Genomic DNA, 23,043 nt, shown 5'->3' with positions numbered 1-23,043 from the left:
ACAGGAATTTCGGCTCAATGAGTCCACATCCCGAGGAATTGCTGCAAATCTACATCATTTTAGGCCCTTTTGCTTCAAGTCGAAGCGAAACGGGTGAAATTCCTGCAGTTTTGCAGGATTCCCTTTCTGGTAAAGTCGTCCATATCGAATTGCTGTAGTTGCGCAGGATTTCGCTTACCGAATAGGTGTAGAAATCGTGCAGTTTTGAAGACTTCGCTTACCGAATAGGCGTAGAAATGGTGCAGTTTTGCGGATTTCGCCTACCGGATAGACGTGTCTAGGGAAATGGTGCAGTTTTCAGGCCGTTGGAAACCCCCCTGTTTTTTACGAAGGGTTGGAGATTGTTCATTTTCCTACTCAAAACTTGGACCCATCGCGTTTTAAATCGATTTTTTCTACTGAGAGAAGAGATCCACCACATAAAAAATGAAGTGCCACAAAATCCCTTGGACTTCTCAACAGCCTGAATAGAAGAAGGAGAAGAGTAACGAAAGGAGGGATACCGATGCGCCAACGGAAGGAGCTAGAAGTATATTACGATGAATGGTGTCCGTTATGCGCCGCAATCCGGCGCAGGCTGGAACGATGGGACTGGCTTCATGCGCTCCGGTTCCGCTCGATACGCGACGGGCAGGCGGTATCCGAGATGAGGTCAAGGGGAATCTCGCCGGATGCGTTGGAGGCGCGGATGCATGTCCGATGTACCGGAAGCGGGGAGATCGATTCCGGACTCGCCGCAGTACTCCGGCTATGCTCCCGCGTGCCGCTGCTTATGATGCTATTCCCAGGAATCTGGTTGACGATCAAGCTTGGCTTCGGCGAGCGAATGTATGATTGGATCGCGTCCCGCAGGATGATTGTGCCTGCAGGCGGATGCCTGGAGGATGGCTGCGAACTGGAACGGAGGACATCTCCATAAGTTCCTTCCGTCAGGCGGGAGGGCCATGCTGAGCGGAGAAGGCGGCGGCTCCAGATGCACTCCTTACGGAAGCAAAGAGGGCGCATGGAGCCGCGTAGTAAGGTCAATAATGGAAGAGAACGCTTTCTTTTTGCTGCAACTTACATTTCCTTTTTTAATTGGCTAATCCTTCCCTGGCTTACGCCAAGAAGTTTGGCCAGTTCCTTCTGACTTGCACCAGGATGTTCTTCGAATGCTTCTCGCAGACGCTGAATCAGTTCGGACGTTTTGGCTCGCTTCTTGGCCTGGGGCTGAGGGGCAATAGGTGTCAAGTCTTGGGCTCCGGCGAGTTCCTTTAGACAGGTAGAGCAAATGAACTGGTCCTTGTAGTAAGAGACACTTTCCATACTCCGGCAGAAGGTGCATTCCGTCGAAGTATATTTTCGCAGTACGAGGATATGATCATCTAGCACAAAAAACTCCACTGCATCTCCAATCTCAATGTTGCGCGCGTTGCGAATTTCAACCGGAATAACAATGCGGCCAAGGCTATCTAAGCTACGAATCATACCCGTATCCTTCATCAGGCACCCCTCTCGCTTCTAGCTATCATTTTTATATCATTTTTAAATAGTATAACAAATAAATGATGGAAAAAAAAGGCTTATTATCCTGTCAAAAAAATTACATTTTAAAAAAGAAGAATAGAGCGTAATAAAAGAGTCTGATTCCATGTGCAAGAAGCGTATCAGGGACAGGCAGGGAGTGGGCATGAGAGGATGGCTATTCGGGTAAATTAATCCTATTCACAACAAGTGGGAGGCATATGTGCATGCAGGCAAAAATTACTCCTTATCTCATGTTCAGAGGTGAGGCGGAAGAAGCGATGAACTATTATATCGACGCGTTCGGTTCCGGCGAGATCGTGAGGATGAACCGCTATGGCGACGCCAGGAGCAATGTGGAGTGGAGCATCGTGGAGGAGGACTACGACAAGCTCATTCACGGGGAGTTCATCGTCGGCGGTCAGACGATCTACTGCGCTGACAGCACGGGACCTGGGCACGGGCAGCATGCGGAAGAGCATCGCGTCCATCTGACGATCGCCTGCCGCAGCGAGGAGGAGGTAACCCGGCTGTACGAACGGTTGTCTGCAGGGGGCCGGGTTCTGATGCCATTGCAGATCACCTTCTGGCAATCGAAATTCGCGGTGGTCGAGGACCGATTCGGCATTCGGTGGCAGCTGGACCTGCCGCAGCATCCCGCCTCCTGAACGAGGGGGATAGTACATACGCTGAGAGAACGTGATTTGTGCTTGGATGAATGCCCGGCCAATCGGCACACACAAGCCCAGAGAACGGTTCTCCGGGCCTGTTCAAGGTTATATCGCATGGAAAGGCTTAATATGGCGCCGTCTGATAGGCGAATAGAGGAGATACTTGTTCATTGCTGTACGATTGATGGAAAATATGGGTCGCCGCAGGCGATATCGGCGGAATCAGCCACGTCCAATCGCCGGTCAGCGGACGGTTCGCTTCCGCTTCCTGCTGCTCGAAGCGCTTGAACTGCTGGGCCGCCGTATGATGATCGACGATGCTGACGCCAGCTTCCTTAAAAGAGTGCAGCACGGCCGCATTCAGCTCGACCAGAGCCCGATCTTTCCAGAGTGTCGTATTGGAAGCGGTGTTCAGCCCCATCCGCGCCGCGATGGCAGGCAGCTGATGATAGCGCTGCTCATCCGCCAGGTTGCGGGCGCCGATCTCCGTGCCCATGTACCAGCCGTTGAACGGTGCCGCCTTGTAATCAATTCCTCCGATCTCAAGCCGCATATCCGCAATGATCGGAACCGCATACCAGCGGAGATCCAGCTCTGCGAACCAGCCGAAATCCGGATGCGTCAGCGGGACCTGCAGCACTTCCTCCGGCGTGAGCTCCACCCATTGCGGCGGCTCACTGCCGACTTGCACGATCAGGGGCAGGATGTCGAATGAGGTGCCGGCGCCCTGCCAGCCCAACGCTTCGCAGATGCGGGTGAAGGGGAGCGAATGCGGATCGCCCCAGCGGCGGCCGTCTCTGTCATAGCCCGCATATCGGATTAACTGGTGGTTCCAAATCCGAATCGGCTCACAGCCGGGCTCATCCGCCCGGAACACCGTCACCGTCGGACGAATCTTGCCGCCATTGGTAGCGAAGGCGATATGCCTGCGCAGCGCCTGCAGCACTTCATCGGCCGTGGACGCTTCCCGCTCGTCGATAACCTGCAGGGACGGCCAGAATAAGCGCCCGATGCACCGGTTGCTGTTGCGCCAGGCCATTTTGGCGCCGTGCTCCAATTCCTCGAATGTATGGGCATAGGTACCCCGGGCGGCGATCTCCCGCTCAATCTCGCTCATACGCCGCTGCACCGCGGCTTCATCCTTGCCGAGCTCGTGATAGCAGCGTGCGATGAAGCTGGCCGCAGCCTCGATAAGCTTGTCTTCCTGTCTATTTGTTCCCGTCATATCTATTGCTGTCCTTCCTTCAATCCGTCGTCAATACCTTCAGCATATCATACCCGCAATCCCGATCCGGGGACCCTTTCCGACATTTTCTTTACGGCTTGCCGAGCCGGCAGATGGAATGCCCGCAGCCAGGCGGCAAGTCCAATGGGAGAAAGGCGCCCACAGGCGCATCCTGACGCCGGCCCAGGCTGGCAACGAATTCATCATATTGGTGACATGCAAGCTGTCACCAATACCGTGATATAATGCAGACATCAACAGTGAAAAGAGGACATCAAGAATCGGAAGGAGGAGTCCGCCATGAAACGTTCGGACCGTCTGGCCGCCATTGTGATGGCGCTGCAAACGGGGACGGAGACCGCCCAGTCGCTGGCCGACAAGTTCGAGGTATCGAAGCGTACGATATTGCGCGACATGCAGGCTCTGAGCGAGATGGGGGTTCCCTTCTACGCCTTGAGCGGTCCTGTTGGAGGGTACCGGCTGATGGATGGCTATAAGCTCCCGCCATTGCAGTTCAGTTCGTTGGAGGCGATGACGGTCTTGTGCGCGCTCCAGGGCATGACCCAGCTTGTCGATGCCGAAGCGGAATTACCGGGTCCCGATGCTGAACCGGCTCATGGATTGTGCGGCGGAAGGCATCTGGATCCGGGCTCATTACCGCTCCGCCAATCAGGCGCGCTGGCTGCGTCTTCGCCCGCTGCGCATCGTGACCGCGCACGGCTTCTGGTATTGCGAAGCCTTCTCCCTCGATCATGAGGAAGAGCGCACCTTCCGGGTCGATCGGTTCCAGGAGATCGAACGGATTGAGGAAGCCGCGGAGCTGGAAGCGGCCCGGCTGAAGCGCAGCCGCATCAAGAAGACGCGGGATGCCGGCGGGGACGAGATACCTATCCGTGCCCGCTTGACGTACCGCGGCGCGCTCCTGGCCGAGAAGGACGAGCATATTGGCGATCAGGTGCTCCAGATCGGTGAAGAGGAATGGGATTGCTTGTCCGCGCAGCGAATGGGCGTGGGCGGTCCGCTTCTTCTATGGGCTGGGTCCCGATGGAGAGGTGCTTGCGCCGGGCGCTCTCCGCCGGGAAATCCGTGAGCGGGCGGCACGCATGTGCGAACGATATGCGGCGGATGAGCCGGCAGGGGGAGCTCAACGTTCGACAGACATCGAAGGAGGATGAAATATGAAGCAGCCAATGATTGATACATACGAAGAAGCGATCGAAGTCGTCCGCGCCTACGGCATCCTGCCGCTGGCGCCCTTAATTCCGGATTATCCTTCTCTCTCCGGCATAACGCTGCCTGATCGCTGGCATTCCGACACCGAGCTGGATCCTTGGCGCTGGCGTGTCCGGTTCCCGGGCGACGGCGTCGCGGCGTACGGCAAGTTCTTGAAGAAGAAGGCAATCTTGGTCGCAAGCGATCTGATTCCTTCGGTGAAGGCGCTGCTCGGAAGCAGCTGCAGCATCGCGGAGCGGTATGGCGACGGCCTCTTGTCGAAGGCTGCCAAGGAGGTATACGGCAGGATTGAGGAGGAGCAGGGGATCGAGACCCGCGCGCTGCGCGCCGCGGCCGGTATGAAGGCCAAGGAGAGCAAGAAGGAATTCGATCAGGCATTGGCGGAGCTGCAATCCGGACTCGATATCGTCATCTCCGGCGTCAGGGCCCCGCGGAGCGAGGCCGGCGAGGTGAACGGCTGGAACAGCACCTGCTTCGAGACGCTGGAGCATTGGATGGAGGGTGCAGGAATTCCGCTCGTGCCGATGACCGCGGACGAGGCGGCAAGCCGTCTGCAAGCGCGGCTGCAGCAGAATAGCAGTCCGCAGGCGATGGCTTCCTTCGCGAAATTATTCGGCTTCTGAATTATATTATTAATCACATTAAATATTAAGGAGGTTTAATAGGATGGAAAAACAATCTCGCTTGGAAGCTGCCGCTTCATTTCTTTATGCCAACGGCCGGCTGTTGGATCGGCGCCGATTCGAGTATCATTTTGCGGGCGGCCGCGCCGAGGATGTGCTGGCCGCGCTGCGGGCGTATCAGAATGAGGATGGCGGGTTCGGTCATGCGTTGGAGCCCGATATCCGCTGTCCGCACAGCCAGCCGGTGCCGACGGAGATGGCGCTGGCGATGATGGACGAGATTGGCGTCGTGGATGCGGACATCATGGCGGGCATCGTGCGGTACTTGCGCAGCATTGCCGTTCCGGACACCGGCGGCTTCCCGCTGGCGTTCCTTCCGGTGAATGATTATCCGCATGCTCCATGGTGGACGATCGAGGATGACAGCCACGCCTCGCTGAACCCGACGGGACGGATTATCGGCCTGCTCATGAAGCAGCCCGGACTGGAAGTGGTCATGGAAGAAACGTGGTTCCGCCAAGCGGCCGAGTTCGTATGGAGCCGCATCGGACAGCCCGATCTTCACGGCTTCCATGATCTGATTCAGTGTGTCACCTTCCTTGAGCATGTCCCGGATCGGGACAGGGCGGAGCCGCTGCTGGAGGAATTGAACCGCGTCCTGCAGCAGCCGGGCGTCATCGAGCTGGACCCGCATGCGGAAGGCTATGTGCACAAAGCATTGGATTGGGCTCCATCGCCGTGGAGCTACTGTGCCCGGCTCATAAGCCCAGAAGACATCCATCAGCATCTGGATGCGTTGGAGGAGGGGCAGCGAGAGGACGGCGGCTGGACGATCAGTTGGCCGGCAGTGAGCCCCGCCTGCGAGCTCGAATGGCGCGGCAGCGTCACGGTCGACCGCCTGCTGACGCTTCACCGCTACGGCAGATTGCCCCGCTCCTGATCATTATGGCGTCCCCTGCCTTGATCCGGCAGGGGACGAACGATGTTATCACTCCTGCAAATTGGCCCGTTCCAGCATGACGGAACGGAGCTTTACTTTGTCCGCCTGCCAGATCTGGGTGAACCTCGGATTGAGATCCTTGATAAGGCTGGAGGTGAGCGTCAGCTCATAGGTGCCGGGAGCCGGAATGAAGACCTTCGCCAGCCGGGAATGGACCTCCTTGTAAGGATGCTGGCATGCCGCGGATTCGGCGATGATCGAATCTTCCTGCGGCACCATCTCGATCGTCTCGCCGGCGAACGTTAGCCGAATGCCTTCGGCATAGGAATCGGCGAGCGCCGCGTCGGAGCGCTTGAAGCTAATCAGTGAGAGCGCATAGGTGCCAGGCTCGGTGATCGCGATGTCCCAGGCCGAACGCCGCGCCGCCATGGTCCCATCGCCGAGGCCGTCCGTCTTCGTCACCTCTCCTGACGTTACGTCAACCTTCAGCATGCCGGATGGGAGCACCGTGAATCCGGTATCGAGATCGTTCACGTCCTCGACTTCCAGCACGATGACGGATACCGACTGATCCGGGGCCGTGTCCGGCAGGGAGACGGATAAAGTATGGCGTTCCGTGCCGCCGTGATAGGTATGGGTGAGGGGCAGCTCTCTTTTCAACGGATCGGCGAGCAGGTACGCCTTGATTACGCGGCTGCGCATCCCTTGCAGCTTCAACTGGCCGCGCGGCCACTTGTCATTGAATACATGCAGGAAGAGGCGTCCCGGCTTCGCCGTCACGGCTCCCCAATCGAACTCATAAGGGAAGGGGCTCGCCGCTGTGCCGTAGATCGCTTCCGCATTCCGTTCCGTCCACGCCCCGATCTCGCGCAGCCGTTCCACCGCCGGCTCCGGTATCGTTCCTTTTGGCGACGGACCGACATTTAACAGCAGGTTACCTCCCTTGCTCACGATGTTCACGAGCTTGCGAATAAGGGAGTCAGCCGTCTTCCATACTTGATCCTTCGGGCAGAATCCCCATGTCTCATTCAATGTCATCGGCGTCTCCCATGGCCGGGACTCCTCTCCGTACAGTGGCGTTTCATTGTCACCCTTGGATTGATAATCGCCCATTCCCCGGTAATGGCTGACCCGGCTGTTAATGAGACAATCCGGCTGAAGGCGGCGCACATGGGCGACGATGTCCTCGCTGTCTTCCTTCGACAACCCGCCCGCCGTATCGAACCAGATGAGGCCTATCGGACCGTATTCGGTGAGCAGCTCCTTGATTTGCGGCTTCACAAGCTCATTCCAATACAGATCGAATTGCTTCTCTTCCATTTTGTAATCCCATATGTTGTTGGCGGATTGATGCACCGAGTGCGGATGGTGCCAGTCGATGACATGTGAATAATAGAAGCAAAGGCGGATGCCTTCCTCCTGACAGGCCTGCGCCAGCTCCTTCATCGGATCGCGCTGGAAAGGCGTCGCATCGACGATATTGAACGGTTCGGCCTGGGAACCGTACATCGCAAACCCGTCGTGATGCTTGGCGGTAATCACGATGTATTTCATGCCCGCCTGCCGGGCCAGCCCCACCCATTCCCGCGCGTTGAAGCGCACGGGATTGAATTGCTCGGCCAGCGATTCATATTCGGCGACCGGGATTTTCGACCCGTACATATGCCATTCGCCTTCTCCGGGAAGGGCATACAACCCCCAATGGATGAACATGCCGAACTTCGCTTCCGTCCACCAGCTCATCCGCTCTGCCTGCATGCGATTCGCTTGTTGAACCGCCCCTGCCACATTCATTCCACCGCCTCCTTGACATGGATTAGGCACCGTATGGCCATGAATGGTGTGATGCCTCTTTCCCTCATAATTATTCGCTCTTCGCCTGTATCATCACTGCTGCGTCGCTATGCCCGGACTATTTGGGTTCGATTGCCTACACAGATTTTGCGCAGTTCTTCTTCTGAACGGCTGGTTTATTGGGGCGAAGCCGATCGGCTGTGAGGTCATCCGCAAGGGCATTCTGTCAAGGCGGCAACAATGGGTGAATGGATTGCATTGAAAAAACACGGCCGCAATATAATGATAAAAAAACGAAAGGAGGCGACGCGTGCGCAAAACAAAAGGAGGCTCTTTCTCGTGCTGCTGCTGGCGCTTCTGCTTATGAATGTGGCGTGCGCACCGTAACGGATGACAGCGGGCCAGATCTCTCTTCTAACCAACGCGATACGGCAGGCCAAGAGACATGCTATCCCTTCAGCATCGTCAGCAGCATGTAGCCGGCCATTCCCCATATCAAGACGGCCGATCCTTTGTTCGGCCAAGCCAGGCGTTGGCCCGTCGTATCCAGCTTGCGCAGCACCCTGCCGGCAATCGCCAGGGAGATGAACCACAACCAGGATACGAGCACGGCGGCGGCGGAAAATATCACCCGGTCCGTTCCCGCATACTGCAATGAGCTCGTGCCGATGACTCCGATCGTGTCCATAATCGCGTGCGGGTTCAACAGCGACACCGAAGCGGTAAAGATCATTTGCGGCTTGATCGTATCCGCGCGATGCTGCTGCTGAACGCCGTCTCCCGCCGATTTCCACAGACTATGCCCGATATAGAGGAGAAACAGAAATCCGGCGGCGAACAGCACATTTTTCAGCCAGATCCATTGGAGAAGCAGCAGCGACACGCCTTGAACGGCCAGCACGATGAGCAGCGTATCGCACAAGGAGGCGATGATGACGGCCGGCGCCGCCTTCCACAGCCGGGAATGCAGCGCTCCCTGATTGAAAATGAATACGTTCTGAACTCCTAACGGCAATATCAGTCCGAATGCCAGCAATATCCCATGTACAAAAGGTTCCCACATCTGTTCCATTCTCTTCCTTCCTGTTGCTTGTTACGCCTTGCGCAGGACAAGGTCAAGCATACCTGCCCGGCTTCCGCTGCCCATCTACAGACAGATCGAGCAATATGTTCAAGCGAGGATTCGCAGCGGCGAATGGAGCATCGGCTTGAAGCTTCCGCCGCAGCGGACGCTGGCCGAAGCCTTCGGCGTCAATCGAAGCACGGTCGTCACCGCGATGGAAGTACTGATGGCGGAAGGGTGGATTGAAGGACGGGGCCGCGGGGGCACCCGGGTCATCGGCATTCCCGACGAGCAGCGCGCCCGGCGCCCGATGAATCTGCCGGATTGGAACGCATACGTCGAAGAAGGGGCGCATTACCCGAATCTGCCGATGATCCAGAGCATTAACCGGCTGGAGTTCGATCCGGATATCATCCGGCTCGGCACCGGCGAGTTATCGCCCGAGCTTCTGCCGCAGGAACAGATCCGGGAGCTGTTCGCTTCCTTGGCGGAGCGTCCCGTCTCTCTCGGCTACGAGCAGCCGCAAGGGGATGAGGAGCTGAGGCAGCTACTGAGCCGGGAGTTATCCCGTCAAGGCATCCAGGCGTCGCCATCGGCCATTCTCATTGTCTCCGGAGCGCTGCAGGCGCTTCAGCTCATCTCGGCCGAGCTGCTGGAGCGCCAGTCGGCCATCCTGCTGGAGAAGCCGTCATACTTATATTCGATTCATGCGTTCCAATCGGCCGGCATGAAGCTGATTGGCTTGCCGGTGGACGAGGAAGGGCTCCGTCTGTTCGAGCTGGAGCGGTGCTGGCGAACCTATCGCGCTTCGATGCTCTATACGATTCCGACCTTCTACAATCCGACCGGAACGGTGATGAGCGACTCACGCCGCCAGCAGCTGCTGACGTTATGCGAGACGATCGGGCTGCCGGTGCTGGAAGACGGCGCATACCAGGAATTATGGCTTGATAGGGAGCCTCCGGCGCCGTTGAAGTCACGCGATGAGCATGGCATCGTCCTGCATGTCGGCACGATGTCGAAATCGGTCAGTCCCGGCTTGCGGATCGGCTGGGTTGCCGGCCCAGAGCCGGTTATCGAGCGGTTGGCCGATATTAAAATGCAAACCGACTACGGCTCCAGCTCCTTGTCGCAGCAGGCGGCCAAAATGTGGTTCGCTTCCGGCATGCATCTGCCTCATCTGAACCAGATACGGCAGCGGCTGCGGGAGCGGCGCGACGCCATGCTGGCGCTGCTGGACGCCCACTGGTCGGATATTGCCGACTGGTCGAAGCCGGAGGGGGGCTTCTATGTCTGGGTCAGCCTGAGGTCGCCGGTTCCGGTGCAGCGGCTGTTCAATCAGGCGTTGAAGCACGGCATCTTATTGAATCCCGGGGTGCTGTATGACCGTTCCGCGGTCCGCCAGCTGCGCTTGTCCTATGCCTATGCGTCGCTGTCTGAGCTGGAGCATGCGCTGAGGCTGCTACCGCAGCTGATTCGCGGCCGGTAAATGGAGTGCCAATAAAAACATAATATAAATTATGTAAACCAAATGTAGTGCTATTCGACATTTCATCCTAAAAATCTAGAAAGCAAGCATTTTCAACTAATTAATGAGATTAATTATAATTTGCTCCGTTGAAGTGAACGATGCCCCCGGCTCTCTCGTATCATCTATACCATGAATGAAGATAAGGAGAGAGCAAACCCATGATCATTGTGACTACAGAGCGTCCCCCGAACTGGAAAGTGAAAGAGGCGATCGGCCCCGTCTTCGGACTGACAGTCAGATCGCGCGGCATCGGCAAAGATATAGCCGCCGCCTTCAAAGGCCTGGTCGGCGGGGAGATTCGTCAATATACCGAGATGCTGGAAGATGCGCGCAAGCAGGCGCTGGATCGGATGGTGGCCAACGCTCGTACGATGGGCGCCAACGGCATCGTGATGGTGCGCTTCGATTCAGGGGAGGCGGGGAACCGGATGAGCGAGATTGTCGCCTATGGCACAGCAGTGATCCTGGAGGAGGAGACGCCATGCTGAAGTGGATACTGGCGTATTTCGGCTTCCAGCTCATTTTGTTCCTGATCCTGCTTCTGGTCGCCAGGAAGAAGGACCGCAGACTGCATTTGCAGCGGGCGGAGGAGGTGCCGGACGGCTGCATCCCGACACGGGAAGTATCCCGTGATCCGTCGACCGGCCAGATCGTTACCGTGTACTATGATCCGGCGACAGGGAAGCGGTACTACCTGCACGAGGACGCGAAATCGAAGCAGTGAAGGCGGCCATCCATTCGAGAAAATAACGGAAGGATCAAATATTTAGAAAATATAGAAAAAAGCTGTTTCACTCCGTTCCGTATTGGGTAAGTTGATCTATAACCCTATTTATACTTCACATCTTCTGTGAGCATAGGGAACATTGAAGGAGGTTGTTATGTCATGAGTGCACAGGGCAATACTTCTCAACTTACCGCTGAACGGAGAACGGATTTCAAGCGTTCCTCCACCCGCAGCCTGCGTCAGGGCGGGCGGATTCCGGCCGTTGTCTACGGTCCGTCCATGGAGGGAATTCCAATACATCTGGATGCGAAGGAAGTCTATAAGTTCGCGCGTACGAGTCGTTCCGAATTGTTCCACCTGAAGGTCGAAGGCAAGACCATTCCTGCCGTTATCAAAGCTGTGCATGAGCGCTGGGGCAATTGGATCCACCTCGATATCCAGGAGGTGTCCGAGAACAAGCCGCTGCGCGTTAAGATCGCGCTGGATTATCAAGGGGTTGCAGCCGGCACGAAGGTGGGCGGCGTATTGCAGACCCAGGAAGTAGAGCTTGAAGTCGAAGGTCTTCCTTCCGCTCTGCCTACCTCGATTCCCGTCGATATTTCTCATCTGAATGTGGGGGACAAGCTGACGGCCAGCGAATTGAAGCTGCCGGCGGGCATCCAGCTGACTGGAACGGGCACCGAGCTGCTGGCTTCCATTCTTCTTCCGCGCGGCGCCGGGGCGGCGGAGGCGGAAGAAGGGACTGTCGAGGGCGAAGCGAAGTAGCTTAGCGAATCGACTCGTATCCATATCGGTAGAACACAGCACCTGACCGCTATTGTTAGGTGCTTTTTTTGTATAAGAGATTTCATGGTTCCGGCAAAATGGTGCACACTACCTAATGACATCATTATGCTCGTATGGTAGAGCGTCGCCAATGCAGGAAGGAGCCTTGAACGTGACTGGTAGAGCTTTCATATGCATCCTCTGTTGCAGTCTGTTCTGCACAATGTGCTTCGCCTGCAAGGCTCCCTCGGCCCGGACGCCAGCAACGGAGCAGCAGGTGGCCGGCCAAGCCGGCATTCGAGAAGGAGAGGCGCCTTCGCCGGAAGCTTCGCAAGCCGCAGCAGAGCGGGATAAGCAATCCGGCCAGCAGGCCAGCCGCCCCCTTCCGGAGGCGGACAGTCCGGGGGTTCTCGTCAATAAGCGGCACGGACTTCCCCCTGGTTATGCGCCGCGCGATCTGATCTTCCCGAAGGTGCGGACACTTACGGGAATGAAGTCGAAGCGGTACTTGCTGCGCCGGGAAGCGGCCCAGGCACTGGAGCGGCTGTTCGCTGCGGCGGAACGGGAAGATATATATCTGGCCAGCGTCTCGGCTTACCGCTCGTCTAGCACGCAGGCGGCGGTCTACGGCCAATATGTCCATACCGAAGGTTCCCGGCGGGCAAGCTCATACAGCGCTGCCCCGGGCCACAGCGAGCATGAGACCGGCTTGGCGGTCGATCTGTCCGGCAGCGACGGCCGGTGCGCGGTCCTGGACTGCTTCGCGGATACGAAGGAAGCGAAGTGGCTGGGGAAGCATGCGCACCGCTTCGGCTATATTATCCGCTATCCGCGCGGGAAGGAGGAGATAACCGGGTATCAGTATGAACCGTGGCATCTCCGCTATGTCGGACGGGATCTGGCCGGACGATTAGCGGAAGAGGGGATAACGATGGAAGAGTATTACGGATCGGATAGCGGCGAAGGCGAATAAGGAAAGGATTGGCCCCGTACCTGGGAGGCACGGGGCCAATGGCGCAGCCGTTCAAAAGTAATCAGAGAAATAAGGCGTCTGGCGGTCGATCAGCTTCTCCAGCTGATCGATCGTCGCCTGCTGCGCCTGGAAGCGGCCAGCCCGCGCCAAATAAGCGGGGCGCTTGTAGCCCATCAGCATCGTCGTCAGCGTCTGAATATCGAAGGCCGCCACCGGGACGCCGCCGCCCTCAGTCAAGTGGCCGTGGCCCTGCTCATCCACCTTCAGCGTGAATTTGCCCTGATTCCATTCCAGCATCGGGTCATGAAGCATGAAGGTCAGTTGGCATTCCGCCGCCTGGGGCAGGAACGGATATTGCTTCACGAAGCGGTGAATATCGACGATTCGTGCCATATAGTATGGGGAGATCGTCTCCTTGATGTCGCTGTCCTCAAGCAGGAAGGCGAGAGGCTCAGTCGTGTAAATATGGCCTTTGACCCGCGTAATCATCGAGAAATGGGCGCTGATGAAATTCCACAGCCCCGCGCGCGCCTCTCCGTCAATGAACACCATTTCCTTCATGTGGAACACTTCTTCCGCAAGCCAATAGAGCAGATAGCCTTGCGGCTTCTGAGCCTCGTCATAATAGACCGCCACCGTCAGATCGTCCAGATCCCAGCGCAAATATTCTTCCCATGCGAGATCGCTCCGCAGCATCGCTCCGTGATGGGCCATGGCGAAGCGTCTGTATACGTCGCGAATATCCGGGTGATCAATCGAGAGCCGCTCCACGCTGCCGGGCACCGTCTTGAGCTTCGGGAGCTGCGTATCCTTCACCTCGAACGAGATTTTGTCGGAGATGATCTCCCAGCCCTTGCGGCGGTAGAACGGAATCGAATACGGGTACAGATACGATATCGATTGCTTACGTGCGCGCATATTTGCGAGCGCCTGGCGCATCAATTGGCTCATCAGGCCGAGATTGGCGTATTCCGGATAAGTGCCTACGCCGGTCAAGCCGCCCATATCATAGATCTCTCCGAAAATATTGACCTGAAACGGATACACGGCCAACTGGGAGATCAGCTTGTCGCCATCGAACCAGCCGAGCACATCGGCCTCCTTGAGCACAGGCAGCTTCGCCTGCGCAATCTCGCGGTTCTCCCAGCCGAACGTCTGCAAATCATGGTTCGTGACTTGAAATACATAGCGAAGCAGGTCATTGAATTGGTCTCCATGTTTCGGTTCGACCTTTTTCATTTTCAGTCTGTCTTGGAGCTTCTGGCGGCTCATCGCATGTCCCTCCACATTTTGTCTTTACCGTTATTAAGTAGTGTATCCAAGCATGCTTATGAATGCAAACGCGAATGGACTGCGGCCGTGAACGCTGGTTGACATCCCCTCTCACGTACCTATATAATCGGTATAACCGAATAGCGCTTTCTTCATTGAAGGGGAGTAGCTACTACAATAAAGTCGTCATTTCGGGCTTATCGCGCCCCGGCTTTATTGGCAACGCCAGCGTTGTAAGCAAGACCTTTACCGCATGTGCAGGGTAGAGGTCTTTTTTGTATACATCGAGGCCTTTACCGTCTAACGGTAGAGGCCTTTTTTCGTTCTACATTCTGTTGGGGGGGTGATCCGCACAGCTTACGTCGATGGCTTATCAGCTTACTGAATGTCAACTTAGAAGATACACAACATACCTATCGAAAATCGGTTGGAGGGATGACATATGAATTGTCCAATCTGCAATGATGTCCGGATGCGCGAAGTGGAGAAGGAAGGCGTAGCGATCGATGTATGCCCGAGCTGCAAGGGCGTCTGGCTGGATCGGGGAGAGCTGGAGAAGCTGATGTCCGACGTCCGAAGAGAACGCAAGGAATATCAGGAATGGTACGACGAGCGGGACCATCGTCCGTATAAGGGAGATTACGGCCATTACGATTCGGGTCATCGCCCGCCATCCTACAAGCCGCACAAGAAAAAAACGGTGCTCGACCGGTTGGGCGATTTGTTCGACTGAGCAGCTTCCTCGCTCCGGCTTATTGTCCCGGAACGGCAAAACACAGGCCATGGCCTGTGTTTTGTGCGGTTCAGGCATGATGGCATGGCATCCGGTCACAAGGAATTAGGGATGTAGTCCTCTTTCAGGATCCTTCGCGGACAAGGATTACGTCATGCCCGTGGTTAAGGCCGGCGCGAACGGCTACGTCATGAAGGATATTATGCCAAATGAGCTGGTTCAAGCCATCATCGAGGTTCATAGAGGGCAGGTCAAGCTTCATCCGAATGTGACGGAGCAGTTGATGTCCCATCTCTCTGCGCAGCCGAGCGAAGCGCCGGAGGACGGCGATCCGCCGCTGGAATTGCTGACGAGCCGCGAGGTGGAGGTGCTGCGGCAGATTGCCCGGGGCTCAACCAATAAGGAGATCGCGGCCCACTTCAATATTAAGGAGAAGACCGTGAAGACGCATGTCAGCAATCTGCTGGGCAAACTGGGGATGAATGCCCGGACGCAGGCGGCGGTATACGCGGTCAAGCGGGGATTGGCCGAGTGACAACTACATCTAAAGTCGTAGAAAAGCCCGATATTTGATCGGGCTTTTTTGGTATGCTCGTCCCCGCCTTCCTGCCGACGCGCTTCGTCCGGAGTCTTGCTATGCTGAAGATGGAAGCTCAAGTAGCAGAGATGCGCAAAAGGAGAATGTCAAATGAATCAAGTCTTATTCGTCAAAGCCAACTGCCGTTCCCTCGATCAATCGGTAAGCGTAAAGCTGTATCATGCGTTTTTAGAAAATTACCGGAAAGCCAATCCGTCCGATCGGGTGATTGAGCTTGATTTATACCAGGAGGATCTTCCTTATTACAACGGTGTGATGCTGGACGGCATGGCCAAGCGGCGTACAGGAGCAGAGCTGTCATTGGCGGAAAAGGAAGCGGTCGGCCGAGTCATGAGCTTCCTGGATCCGTTCGTGACAGCGGACAAGATTGTGTTTGCTTTTCCGATGTGGAATTTCACGGTTCCTGCCGTTCTGCATACGTATATCGACTATGTGAGCCAGCCGGGCATCGCTTATCGTTACACGCCCGAGGGCCCTGTCGGCATGCTCGGCAACAAAAAGGCGGTGCTGCTGAATGCCTGCGGGGGAGTCTATTCCAGCGGTCCGGCGGGGGATCAGGAAATGGCCGTGAGCTGGATGAAGCATAATCTGGAGTTGCTGGGGATTCAAGACATCGTCACCGTCATCGTGGAAGGGCATGAGCAATATCCGGAGCATCGGGAGCGCATGATTGACCAAGGCATAGCGGCCGCGATGAAGACGGCGGCAGCCTTCTAGGAGGAGGAGTAGAGAGATGATGGCATACCTGGACGATTCGCTGCTCTGGCTTCTGCTGAAGCTGGGCAGGGAAAATGAGCCGGTGCCCCCAAACATACTGGCTGCAAGAGATGTCGCACAGATGGGAATCTACCATCGTTTGTATTAGCCTGGACCAAGGAGAAGAGCCTTCATGTCCGTCATGAAGGCTCTGTTACTGTTGGGGAGCTACGCGCGGGAGTGGCGGACGAACTGCTCTACGAAGTAACGCGGCTGGAGCGGCTCTGCGTGGCCTCCTGCAGCTTCTCGTTCCAGGACAGCGCCGCACCGGAGGAGAAGAATCGCTCCTTCAAATAAGCCCCGGTCTCCCGGGTATACATAGGCCGCGATATGTTGGCCTCGATATAATGCTGCAATTGAGACGCAGTCAGCTCTCCCAATATGTAATTCTGATAGCTGACCGGGGCGAGCGAGAAGTGCATCTTCGCCGCCCAGTCCGGATAATGGGTATGCTCGGGCGGCTGGAGATGCTGAATCCGTCGGACGAGCTGCCACCAGCGCTCATTCAGCTCCTTCCCGCTGCCGGAGCGCTCGTACAGCTCGCGCTCGAACATGGTGAACACGAGATACCAGCGCATGCTGACCAGCATATCCCGGCGCAATGCCTGCTCAACCGAAGCTTCCTCCTGTATGAACACAGCATGCGGGCGATTCGCGAAAATGTACCGCTTCATCCATTCAGACTGCTTCGTCATTCTGCCGAACAGCATCGCGATCCCTTCGGTCGTCAGCGTATGGGCAGGCTTGCGCAGCAGGAACGGCAGCGACGGATCGATATATTTGTCATACGCCGCATGTCCGAACTCGTGCAGCATCGCGCTCAGCCAGAACTCACTCGCATCGATGCTCATCATGATGCGGGGCTGGCCTTCCCGGCCCATGCTTGTGCAATAGCCGAACGGGTATTTTTTGTCCCGCGGATACAGATCGCTTATGGCCATAATATCGGCGATCTCCAATCCCATACCGGTGAAAGTGTTCAGGACGATAACCTCTAACCGCCGTCCTTGCAGTTCATCGTTCATGCTCCATTGGCCTTGGGGCGGGGCGATCTGGAAAAAAGGATCCGTATAATGCCATGGCCGAAGCGGGCCGCCGCGAATGCCGAACCGGCGGCAGATGTCTTCGTCAACCTCCCGCTTCACTTCCTGATAGGGCTCCTCGCTTAACTCCAGCAGCTCGTTGAAGATCGCGAACGATTCCTCCACATCCAGCTCCTGCAGCGCGTAGCTCATCTGATAGTAATTATCGTACCCAAGGGAGCGTGCTTCCCGATTGCGCTGCTCCACGAGCGCAAGAAGCTGGTCTTCAACCCGGACCGCAATCTGCTTGGTGGCGAGCCAGGCCCGCTTGCGCAGTTCCGTATCCGCGCTATTCTCCAGTATCGAACGCAGATCGTTGTTCGAGACCGGCTTGCCGTCCAGTATGGGACGGTAGTTATTGAATACCTCGACGAGCTTTTTTGTCATATCCGCCGATTGGGCGGCAAGCTCCGGAGCCAGCTGCTGCTTGCCGAACATGGCGAGCAACTCGTCGAGCTGGCGGCGCTGAAGCGGGGACAGGCTCGGAAGCGCTCTGTACGTCTTGACTTTCTGGAATTGCTCCGTGTCCGAGCAATAACGGCTCCATTCGTTCTGCGCTTGCTCCAGCCGGTCATTCCATTCCTGTTCGCCGGTAGATGTGACTTTCCAGCCTATTTCGTCAATCTTGGCAAGCCGCTCCTTCACCGCTTCGTTCTGTCGTCTTAAAAAAGCTTCTAACTCCATCTAATAGACCTCCATTCGAGCGATAAGCAGGGTGCCTTCCTGTCGCACATCCGGGGGAGAAAAGCATCCGGATCGAAACATGATCAGAACGCCAATATTTGGACGAGGGCTGCCCGCTGAATCCTGACTTTTATGTGAAAGAGAAGAAGTTTCTAACGATATTTTCCGCAAGCTAAGGAATCCGATTATAGCTTACGCAAGAACCGATTTGGCCCCTAGACAAAAAACGGATTGACTAATGTGAAAAGCAAGCTAAACTGGAGCGGTAATTTAGTAATTTAGTGATTTAGTAAATAAGTGGGTTAGTAATATTGTGAATGAGGAGAGGGGGAGAAAATGAAAATACCAACAGCTTTCAAACACAAGCCTGTTGTCGTGTCAGAAAACGATGAGCAGGTTGACGGACGGCTCGCCCGAAGCACGGTGAATATGATCCGCGGGAGCCAGTCATCGGCCGGGTTGGTCTGCAAGGGGGTGTGATGACCGTGGCGGTATGCGCTGACAATGAGCGAATTCATGAAGATAGTAAGCTGTTCGGCCAAGGTTTGAGCGACGATGATGAGATGATTGGCGGACGTCTCCGGACGTAATCAAAATATTAATGGATATGGGGTATTAAAAATGTTTTCCAATCGTTATGTTCGAACGATTCTCTTTTCCCGGGCGCTGTTGCAGTTGGGAATTTGGATCCGGAATTATGCGGTCCTTCTTTATGTGACCGAATTGACGAATAATAATCCGGTGTATGTCTCACTGATATCGGTTGCGGAGTTTGCTCCGATTTTTCTATTCGCCTTTATTGGCGGTACCTTTGCCGACCGCTCGCGGCCGAAGCGGACCATGGTATGGAGCGATCTGTTGTCTGCCTTGTCCGTTGTGGCTGTGCTGCTTGCCCTCATGGACGGGGGATGGACTGCGCTTCTCATCGGTTCTTTTGTTTCCGCCAGCCTGTCCCAATTTTCTCAGCCTTCGGCCATGAAACTGTACAAGAGGCATGTGCCAGCTGAACAACTGCAGGGTGTGATGGCGATATCTCAAACTCTTGTCGCTGTCTTTATGGTTTTGGGTCCTGTCATCGGAACGTTTATTTTCATACAGTCAGGAATCGAAGTCTCTCTGATCCTGACGGCCGCTCTGTTCCTCGGGTCTTCGCTTGTATTAGCGTCGCTTCCCCGTGATGCGGAGGAACCGCGGTCTGGCGATGCTGGCGGATTCATGCAGGAGTTGATGGCCGGGCTGCGCTATATCGGGTCCAATCCAATTTTAAGTACACTCAGCGTGACTTTCTCGGCTGTCGGCTTGGCGTCAGGACTGACTCAGCCGCTTCAGATCTTTATTGTCATCGAGCAATTAGGACTAGAAAAACAATCTCTGCAGTGGTTTGTTATGACGAATGGGGCAGCCATGTTGGCAGGCGGAGTGGCCGTAATGGGGATAGCCAAAAAGGTGAAGCCGCAGTTGCTGCTCATGCTAGGCTTGCTTGTCGCTGCCGTCTGTACAATTGCAATAGGCGCGTCTACGATGATTTGGCTGACCATTGTTCTTTTGATGATCAGCGGTTTGTTTTACCCTTGTATTCACGGCGGAATCCAGACGCTCATTGTACGGAACACGGAAGGGGCATTTATTGGCCGGGTATCCGGGGCTATCACGCCAGTTTTTATGGGGATGATGGTGATTGGCTTGTTCATATCCGGCTATCTGAAGGATACGTTTTCCCTGCTCGCGGTATATGTGATCAGCGGTGGCTTGATTATGGCCGGTGCGATGTTGCTGCTTCCTATCGTATTGAGAAAGGATGAAACGCGGGGAGAGGTTCAGAACCATGGCGGCAATACGAGCAGTAATCGCGGTATATGAATCCTGTCCAGCTTATCGGGATCACCGTGTCGGTCAGGTGAAGCAGCTGCTGTCGCTGTTCGGCGTCTTTGCCTGCAGCGCTGGCCCCGTCTTGACGCGTCTTGCAGCGTCTTCCTAGTCCTCCTCGGCGCCATGCGTCCTGATTTCGTTGTTTGCGGCGAGTGCGAAGAACTGTACCGGATCCGGCCAAGACTGCTGAGCGCTGAATATCCCCGAGAACTGTCGAAATCCTGCGTAAACGCAGGTTTTTTCGTTATTTGAGCCGCTATTTGATGAGGTTCCTGCAAAAGTACATCATTTTCGCCAATTTTTGCTTTCGACCCATTGGCATGGCTGAAATTGATGCTGTTTTGCAGGAATTCCTCCTAAGGAATCAACGTTATAAGGGAAAACTGCATTTTTGCAGCTTTCGGCAAGTCGAACCGTGGAAGCATAGTGAGGCCGAATGCACCAGACAAACGGAACGAACAATGCGAACCTACCTTCCACATCAAAGTATTAAAATCATGGAGACTTGGGCGTGTCCAGCAAAAGTCGTTCCTGTTTTTACAGAGGTTGGGGGCGGCTCAGCCGGCTCACCGCAGCGCCTCAAGCAGGCGGCCCAACTCAGCCGTCCGGCGAAACATCGTACCTTCTAGGTGCTGGTTGAGCCTTGCAAAACCGCAGCCGCAGGTTCGCTGGAAGTAGCGTCATGCCCGGAATCGCGCCAATCTGCTTGGATTCAATTCCGGGACTACGTCCGCGCAGCGCTCCAGGATGGTTAAATGCACGGCGTGACAAAATACGGTCCATCCGATATGATGTTCGATGTTGCCGAGAACAACAAACTGCTCCCTGGAAGAATCCAGAGAGCAGTTGCTTTGTCCGGGCATGCGGAGGGGCGCTACAGCGGAAGGGTGAAATAGATTCCTAAGCCTCCCAGCGGATTGCGGTACGCGTGAATTCTGCCGCCGTGAGCTTCGATCATGCTCTTGCATGTCGCCAAGCCCAGCCCGCTGCCGCCGCCAGCGCGGGATCGGGCTGGATCGACCCGGTACAGCTTATCGAATATCCGTTCCAGCTCCTCGTCCGGCACTCCTTCGCCATTGTCCTCGAAAGAGATGCACAGGCTGCCGTCTTGAATCTCGCAGCTCAACCGGAGATGGACCGGTGGACTGACATAAACCAGCGCGTTATGCACGATGTTCGCAAACACCCGTCTTATTTTCTTCATATCCAATTCCACATGGACATCCTCAGGCACCTGACAGGTCCATTCCAGCCGGGCTTGATGCGCTTGCAGCTCTTCCTCATACTCCGTGCAGATGCTCTGGATAAAGCTCCGTACATGGATGCGCTCCGTCACGATTTTGAGCGTATCATGCTCCATGTCGCTGAAGGCGGAGAAATCCTCGACCAGCTTTTCGATATCTTTTGCTTTCCGGTGAATAATCCGGTAATAGTCCTCTTTTTTGGCCTCGGTCAGCGTCTTGCTTCCGGACAGCCGCTCCACGTAACCGATAATGGAGGTGAGCGGCGTCTTAATATCATGGGATACGGCTGCGATCATGTCGACCTGCTCGTTATGCGACGTTTCCAAGCGTTGTCCCATTTCCGCGAAATCCTTCATCAGCTCTCCGATCTCGTCTTGGCGCCGCTCCAGCTTGGGAAGCTTCATATTCTGGAAATGGAATGTCTTCATATAGGTATGAAGCAACGTGAGCGGCTTCACGATATGGCTCTGCAAATAAAAGATGAGCCCGATTACCGAGAGTACAAGTACGGAAATGACCAGCAGGAGCAGGCTCTTCATCGGCTTCACTTGCTCGTACCAGTCCGGGTATTGGAAGTCGATCAGATAGACGGCTTCGCCTTGAATCCGCACGACTTCCTTGGTTTGCAAGAGGGCGCTGCCTTCCCTGTGTTCCGCCGTTGCCGCTACTTCACGGCCATCGAGATCGGTCACCGTCATCTGGATATCTTGAGTCCCGGCTTCCGTCCGGATTAAGGCGGAGATGGCCCCCTCATCGGGGTAGAGCGCCACGATATCCTCTATCAGCTGTTGCCGATATTGGGCATTTTCCTTGCCGATGGTCTGTGTGCTCTCCATGAACTTATCCGCCAAGTAGAATTGATAATAGCCGAAGACGAAAGCGCCGTTAAGCAGGGCGACAATGAAAAAGGCAAGAACGATTTTGGTTTTGATGCTGAATTTCAAGGAGCCAGTCCTCCCGTAAATTTATAGCCTACACCCCAGACCGTCACGATGAGCCGGTTCTCCGGATCGATTTTGTTGCGGATATTTTTGATATGAACGGTGACGGTATTCATATCGCCCAATTCGCTCTGTCCCCATACGGCGTCATAGATTTGCTCCCGGGACAGCACTTTATTGTGATGGTCCGCAAGGTAAGACAGGATTTGAAATTCCTTGGTCGACAGATCGATCTTTACGCCGTCCTTGAGCACCTCGTAGGTATCCTTGTCAATGATAAGATTTCCGTAAATCCGCTCCTGCCGGCGCGCCTGGCTGCGATGGTCCCTTCGGATATGGGCCTTCACCCGGGCGACCAGTTCATCGATGCTGAACGGCTTCGTAATATAGTCATCCGCGCCGATCTCGAACCCGACGACCTTATCCAGATCGCGGCTCTTGGCCGTGATGAATACGATCGGGGCCGTCACGCGGTCCCGAATGGTGCGGCAGATCTCGATCCCGCTCCCGTTCGGCATCATAATATCGAGCAGCAGCAGGGCGTAGGAGCGATCCTTCGTCAGCTCCAACACGTCCTGCCCGCAATACGCCTTGACGGCAGCAAAGCCTTCGTCCTCCAGACTGTCGGCAATCAAATCGACGATCTCCTTATCATCATCGGCAATTAATACGCATGGCTTCATCATTTGCTATTCCTCACTTTGCAGCTATCCTTTCCCCTTCTACTGTAAGCGAAAAAACTATAAAAACAATAAAGCGATAATGAAGAATTGTGAAGCGGGGGGGCGGCCGAGCCTTCATAATTTTTCACATTTC

At 55.5% G+C, this 23,043-nt stretch carries 28 protein-coding genes and 1 pseudogene; 21 read left to right on the top strand and 8 right to left on the bottom strand.

What is annotated here, in order from left to right:
- Nucleotides 1-505: 505 nt before the first annotated feature.
- A complete protein-coding gene (locus DQX05_RS13125; RefSeq protein ID WP_119794066.1) occupies nt 506-919 on the top strand; it encodes a thiol-disulfide oxidoreductase DCC family protein in 414 nt (137 codons plus the stop codon).
- 140 nt (nt 920-1,059) lie between these two features.
- Here the strand turns inward: DQX05_RS13125 and DQX05_RS13120 are convergent, their stop codons facing one another.
- Complete coding sequence (locus DQX05_RS13120) at nt 1,060-1,482, bottom strand: AbrB/MazE/SpoVT family DNA-binding domain-containing protein (RefSeq protein WP_119794065.1); 423 nt, start codon at nt 1,480-1,482, stop codon at nt 1,060-1,062.
- A 248-nt stretch (nt 1,483-1,730) separates the two neighbouring features.
- Between DQX05_RS13120 and DQX05_RS13115 the strand changes: the two genes are divergently transcribed.
- Nucleotides 1,731-2,171: a VOC family protein gene (locus tag DQX05_RS13115; protein WP_119794064.1), complete on the top strand. Its 441-nt coding sequence runs from the start codon at nt 1,731-1,733 to the stop codon at nt 2,169-2,171.
- Between the two features lie 127 nt (nt 2,172-2,298).
- Here DQX05_RS13115 and DQX05_RS13110 read toward each other — a convergent pair whose 3' ends face one another.
- A complete protein-coding gene (locus tag DQX05_RS13110; protein WP_119794063.1) occupies nt 2,299-3,399 on the bottom strand; it encodes a nitric oxide synthase oxygenase in 1,101 nt (366 codons plus the stop codon).
- Nucleotides 3,400-3,699: 300 nt separating this feature from the next.
- Between DQX05_RS13110 and DQX05_RS33135 the strand changes: the two genes are divergently transcribed.
- Genes DQX05_RS33135 through DQX05_RS13090 form a run of 5 tightly spaced genes read left to right on the top strand, consistent with a single transcriptional unit; the run spans nt 3,700 to nt 6,195 of the window.
- Nucleotides 3,700-4,155 carry a helix-turn-helix transcriptional regulator gene (locus tag DQX05_RS33135; protein ID WP_119794062.1) on the top strand — a complete coding sequence of 152 codons (456 nt, stop codon included), beginning with the start codon at nt 3,700-3,702 and terminating at the stop codon, nt 4,153-4,155.
- Nucleotides 4,037-4,489, top strand: coding sequence for a WYL domain-containing protein (locus tag DQX05_RS33130; protein ID WP_397335415.1), 453 nt, complete (start codon nt 4,037-4,039; stop codon nt 4,487-4,489). The genes DQX05_RS33135 and DQX05_RS33130 overlap by 119 nt, the downstream gene beginning before the upstream one ends.
- On the top strand, nt 4,434-4,574 hold the full coding sequence (locus DQX05_RS33125) for a hypothetical protein (protein ID WP_397335413.1): 141 nt from the start codon (nt 4,434-4,436) through the stop codon (nt 4,572-4,574). Before DQX05_RS33130 ends, DQX05_RS33125 begins: the two co-directional genes overlap by 56 nt.
- Nucleotides 4,575-4,577: 3 nt before the next feature.
- The gene (locus tag DQX05_RS13095) at nt 4,578-5,255 is read left to right on the top strand and encodes an AlkZ-related protein (RefSeq protein ID WP_119794060.1); all 678 of its coding nucleotides are present in this window, start codon (nt 4,578-4,580) and stop codon (nt 5,253-5,255) included.
- A 43-nt stretch (nt 5,256-5,298) separates the two neighbouring features.
- On the top strand, nt 5,299-6,195 hold the full coding sequence (locus DQX05_RS13090; RefSeq protein WP_119794059.1) for a hypothetical protein: 897 nt from the start codon (nt 5,299-5,301) through the stop codon (nt 6,193-6,195).
- A gap of 48 nt (nt 6,196-6,243) precedes the next feature.
- On the opposite strand, the gene DQX05_RS13085 is transcribed toward DQX05_RS13090, so the two are convergent.
- Nucleotides 6,244-7,989 carry an alpha-L-fucosidase gene (locus DQX05_RS13085; RefSeq protein ID WP_119794058.1) on the bottom strand — a complete coding sequence of 582 codons (1,746 nt, stop codon included), beginning with the start codon at nt 7,987-7,989 and terminating at the stop codon, nt 6,244-6,246.
- 240 nt (nt 7,990-8,229) lie between these two features.
- On the opposite strand from DQX05_RS13085, the gene DQX05_RS30715 reads away from it, so the two are divergent.
- Complete coding sequence (locus DQX05_RS30715) at nt 8,230-8,376, top strand: hypothetical protein (RefSeq protein ID WP_182914730.1); 147 nt, start codon at nt 8,230-8,232, stop codon at nt 8,374-8,376.
- 61 nt (nt 8,377-8,437) lie between these two features.
- Here the strand turns inward: DQX05_RS30715 and DQX05_RS13080 are convergent, their stop codons facing one another.
- On the bottom strand, nt 8,438-9,052 hold the full coding sequence (locus tag DQX05_RS13080) for a LysE/ArgO family amino acid transporter (RefSeq protein ID WP_119794125.1): 615 nt from the start codon (nt 9,050-9,052) through the stop codon (nt 8,438-8,440).
- A 37-nt stretch (nt 9,053-9,089) separates the two neighbouring features.
- Here DQX05_RS13080 and DQX05_RS13075 point away from each other — a divergent pair, with 37 nt between their 5' ends.
- From DQX05_RS13075 to DQX05_RS13055, 5 genes are all read left to right on the top strand, one after another.
- Nucleotides 9,090-10,541, top strand: a complete 1,452-nt coding sequence (locus DQX05_RS13075) for an aminotransferase-like domain-containing protein (protein WP_119794057.1) — start codon at nt 9,090-9,092, stop codon at nt 10,539-10,541.
- A gap of 200 nt (nt 10,542-10,741) precedes the next feature.
- A complete protein-coding gene (locus DQX05_RS13070) occupies nt 10,742-11,071 on the top strand; it encodes a YbjQ family protein (protein WP_119794056.1) in 330 nt (109 codons plus the stop codon).
- Complete coding sequence (locus DQX05_RS13065) at nt 11,065-11,307, top strand: hypothetical protein (RefSeq protein WP_119794055.1); 243 nt, start codon at nt 11,065-11,067, stop codon at nt 11,305-11,307. The genes DQX05_RS13070 and DQX05_RS13065 overlap by 7 nt, the downstream gene beginning before the upstream one ends.
- A 162-nt stretch (nt 11,308-11,469) precedes the next feature.
- Nucleotides 11,470-12,075: a 50S ribosomal protein L25 gene (locus DQX05_RS13060; RefSeq protein ID WP_119794054.1), complete on the top strand. Its 606-nt coding sequence runs from the start codon at nt 11,470-11,472 to the stop codon at nt 12,073-12,075.
- Between the two features lie 172 nt (nt 12,076-12,247).
- Entirely contained in the window at nt 12,248-13,048 is an 801-nt protein-coding gene (locus DQX05_RS13055) for a M15 family metallopeptidase (RefSeq protein ID WP_259391966.1), read from the top strand.
- A 51-nt stretch (nt 13,049-13,099) separates the two neighbouring features.
- Here the strand turns inward: DQX05_RS13055 and DQX05_RS13050 are convergent, their stop codons facing one another.
- Nucleotides 13,100-14,320: a GNAT family N-acetyltransferase gene (locus DQX05_RS13050; RefSeq protein WP_119794052.1), complete on the bottom strand. Its 1,221-nt coding sequence runs from the start codon at nt 14,318-14,320 to the stop codon at nt 13,100-13,102.
- 442 nt (nt 14,321-14,762) lie between these two features.
- Here DQX05_RS13050 and DQX05_RS13045 point away from each other — a divergent pair, with 442 nt between their 5' ends.
- The 4 genes from DQX05_RS13045 (at nt 14,763) to DQX05_RS32015 (ending at nt 16,516) form a co-directional block, all read left to right on the top strand.
- Nucleotides 14,763-15,053, top strand: coding sequence for a TFIIB-type zinc ribbon-containing protein (locus DQX05_RS13045; RefSeq protein ID WP_119794051.1), 291 nt, complete (start codon nt 14,763-14,765; stop codon nt 15,051-15,053).
- A 154-nt stretch (nt 15,054-15,207) separates the two neighbouring features.
- Nucleotides 15,208-15,588, top strand: a complete 381-nt coding sequence (locus DQX05_RS13040) for a LuxR C-terminal-related transcriptional regulator (protein WP_259391965.1) — start codon at nt 15,208-15,210, stop codon at nt 15,586-15,588.
- Between the two features lie 153 nt (nt 15,589-15,741).
- The gene (locus DQX05_RS13035) at nt 15,742-16,368 is read left to right on the top strand and encodes an FMN-dependent NADH-azoreductase (protein ID WP_119794050.1); all 627 of its coding nucleotides are present in this window, start codon (nt 15,742-15,744) and stop codon (nt 16,366-16,368) included.
- 16 nt (nt 16,369-16,384) lie between these two features.
- The gene (locus DQX05_RS32015) at nt 16,385-16,516 is read left to right on the top strand and encodes a hypothetical protein (RefSeq protein ID WP_259391964.1); all 132 of its coding nucleotides are present in this window, start codon (nt 16,385-16,387) and stop codon (nt 16,514-16,516) included.
- A gap of 88 nt (nt 16,517-16,604) precedes the next feature.
- Here DQX05_RS32015 and DQX05_RS13030 read toward each other — a convergent pair whose 3' ends face one another.
- Complete coding sequence (locus tag DQX05_RS13030; protein ID WP_259391963.1) at nt 16,605-18,173, bottom strand: M2 family metallopeptidase; 1,569 nt, start codon at nt 18,171-18,173, stop codon at nt 16,605-16,607.
- A 336-nt stretch (nt 18,174-18,509) separates the two neighbouring features.
- Between DQX05_RS13030 and DQX05_RS13025 the strand changes: the two are divergent.
- The 4 genes and pseudogenes from DQX05_RS13025 to DQX05_RS13015 all read left to right on the top strand — a co-directional run bounded on the left by DQX05_RS13025 (nt 18,510) and on the right by DQX05_RS13015 (nt 20,671).
- A pseudogene (locus DQX05_RS13025) lies at nt 18,510-18,792 on the top strand (DUF6530 family protein).
- A gap of 2 nt (nt 18,793-18,794) precedes the next feature.
- Nucleotides 18,795-20,033 carry an MFS transporter gene (locus DQX05_RS13020; protein WP_119794049.1) on the top strand — a complete coding sequence of 413 codons (1,239 nt, stop codon included), beginning with the start codon at nt 18,795-18,797 and terminating at the stop codon, nt 20,031-20,033.
- On the top strand, nt 19,999-20,151 hold the full coding sequence (locus DQX05_RS30710) for a hypothetical protein (protein WP_182914729.1): 153 nt from the start codon (nt 19,999-20,001) through the stop codon (nt 20,149-20,151). The genes DQX05_RS13020 and DQX05_RS30710 overlap by 35 nt, the downstream gene beginning before the upstream one ends.
- A gap of 139 nt (nt 20,152-20,290) precedes the next feature.
- On the top strand, nt 20,291-20,671 hold the full coding sequence (locus tag DQX05_RS13015) for a hypothetical protein (protein ID WP_147385182.1): 381 nt from the start codon (nt 20,291-20,293) through the stop codon (nt 20,669-20,671).
- 245 nt (nt 20,672-20,916) lie between these two features.
- On the opposite strand, the gene DQX05_RS13010 is transcribed toward DQX05_RS13015, so the two are convergent.
- Together DQX05_RS13010 and DQX05_RS13005 are read right to left on the bottom strand one after the other, a co-directional pair.
- Nucleotides 20,917-22,230 (bottom strand): sensor histidine kinase, encoded by a 1,314-nt coding sequence (locus DQX05_RS13010; protein ID WP_119794047.1) that lies wholly within the window; start codon nt 22,228-22,230, stop codon nt 20,917-20,919.
- Nucleotides 22,227-22,910, bottom strand: a complete 684-nt coding sequence (locus DQX05_RS13005; RefSeq protein WP_220483176.1) for a response regulator transcription factor — start codon at nt 22,908-22,910, stop codon at nt 22,227-22,229. Before DQX05_RS13005 ends, DQX05_RS13010 begins: the two co-directional genes overlap by 4 nt.
- Nucleotides 22,911-23,043 lie beyond the last annotated feature (133 nt).

It is taken from the genome of Paenibacillus thiaminolyticus (assembly GCF_003591545.1).
GTDB lineage: Bacteria > Bacillota > Bacilli > Paenibacillales > Paenibacillaceae > Paenibacillus_B > Paenibacillus_B thiaminolyticus_A.
This window is presented reverse-complemented; position numbering and strand designations above follow the sequence as displayed.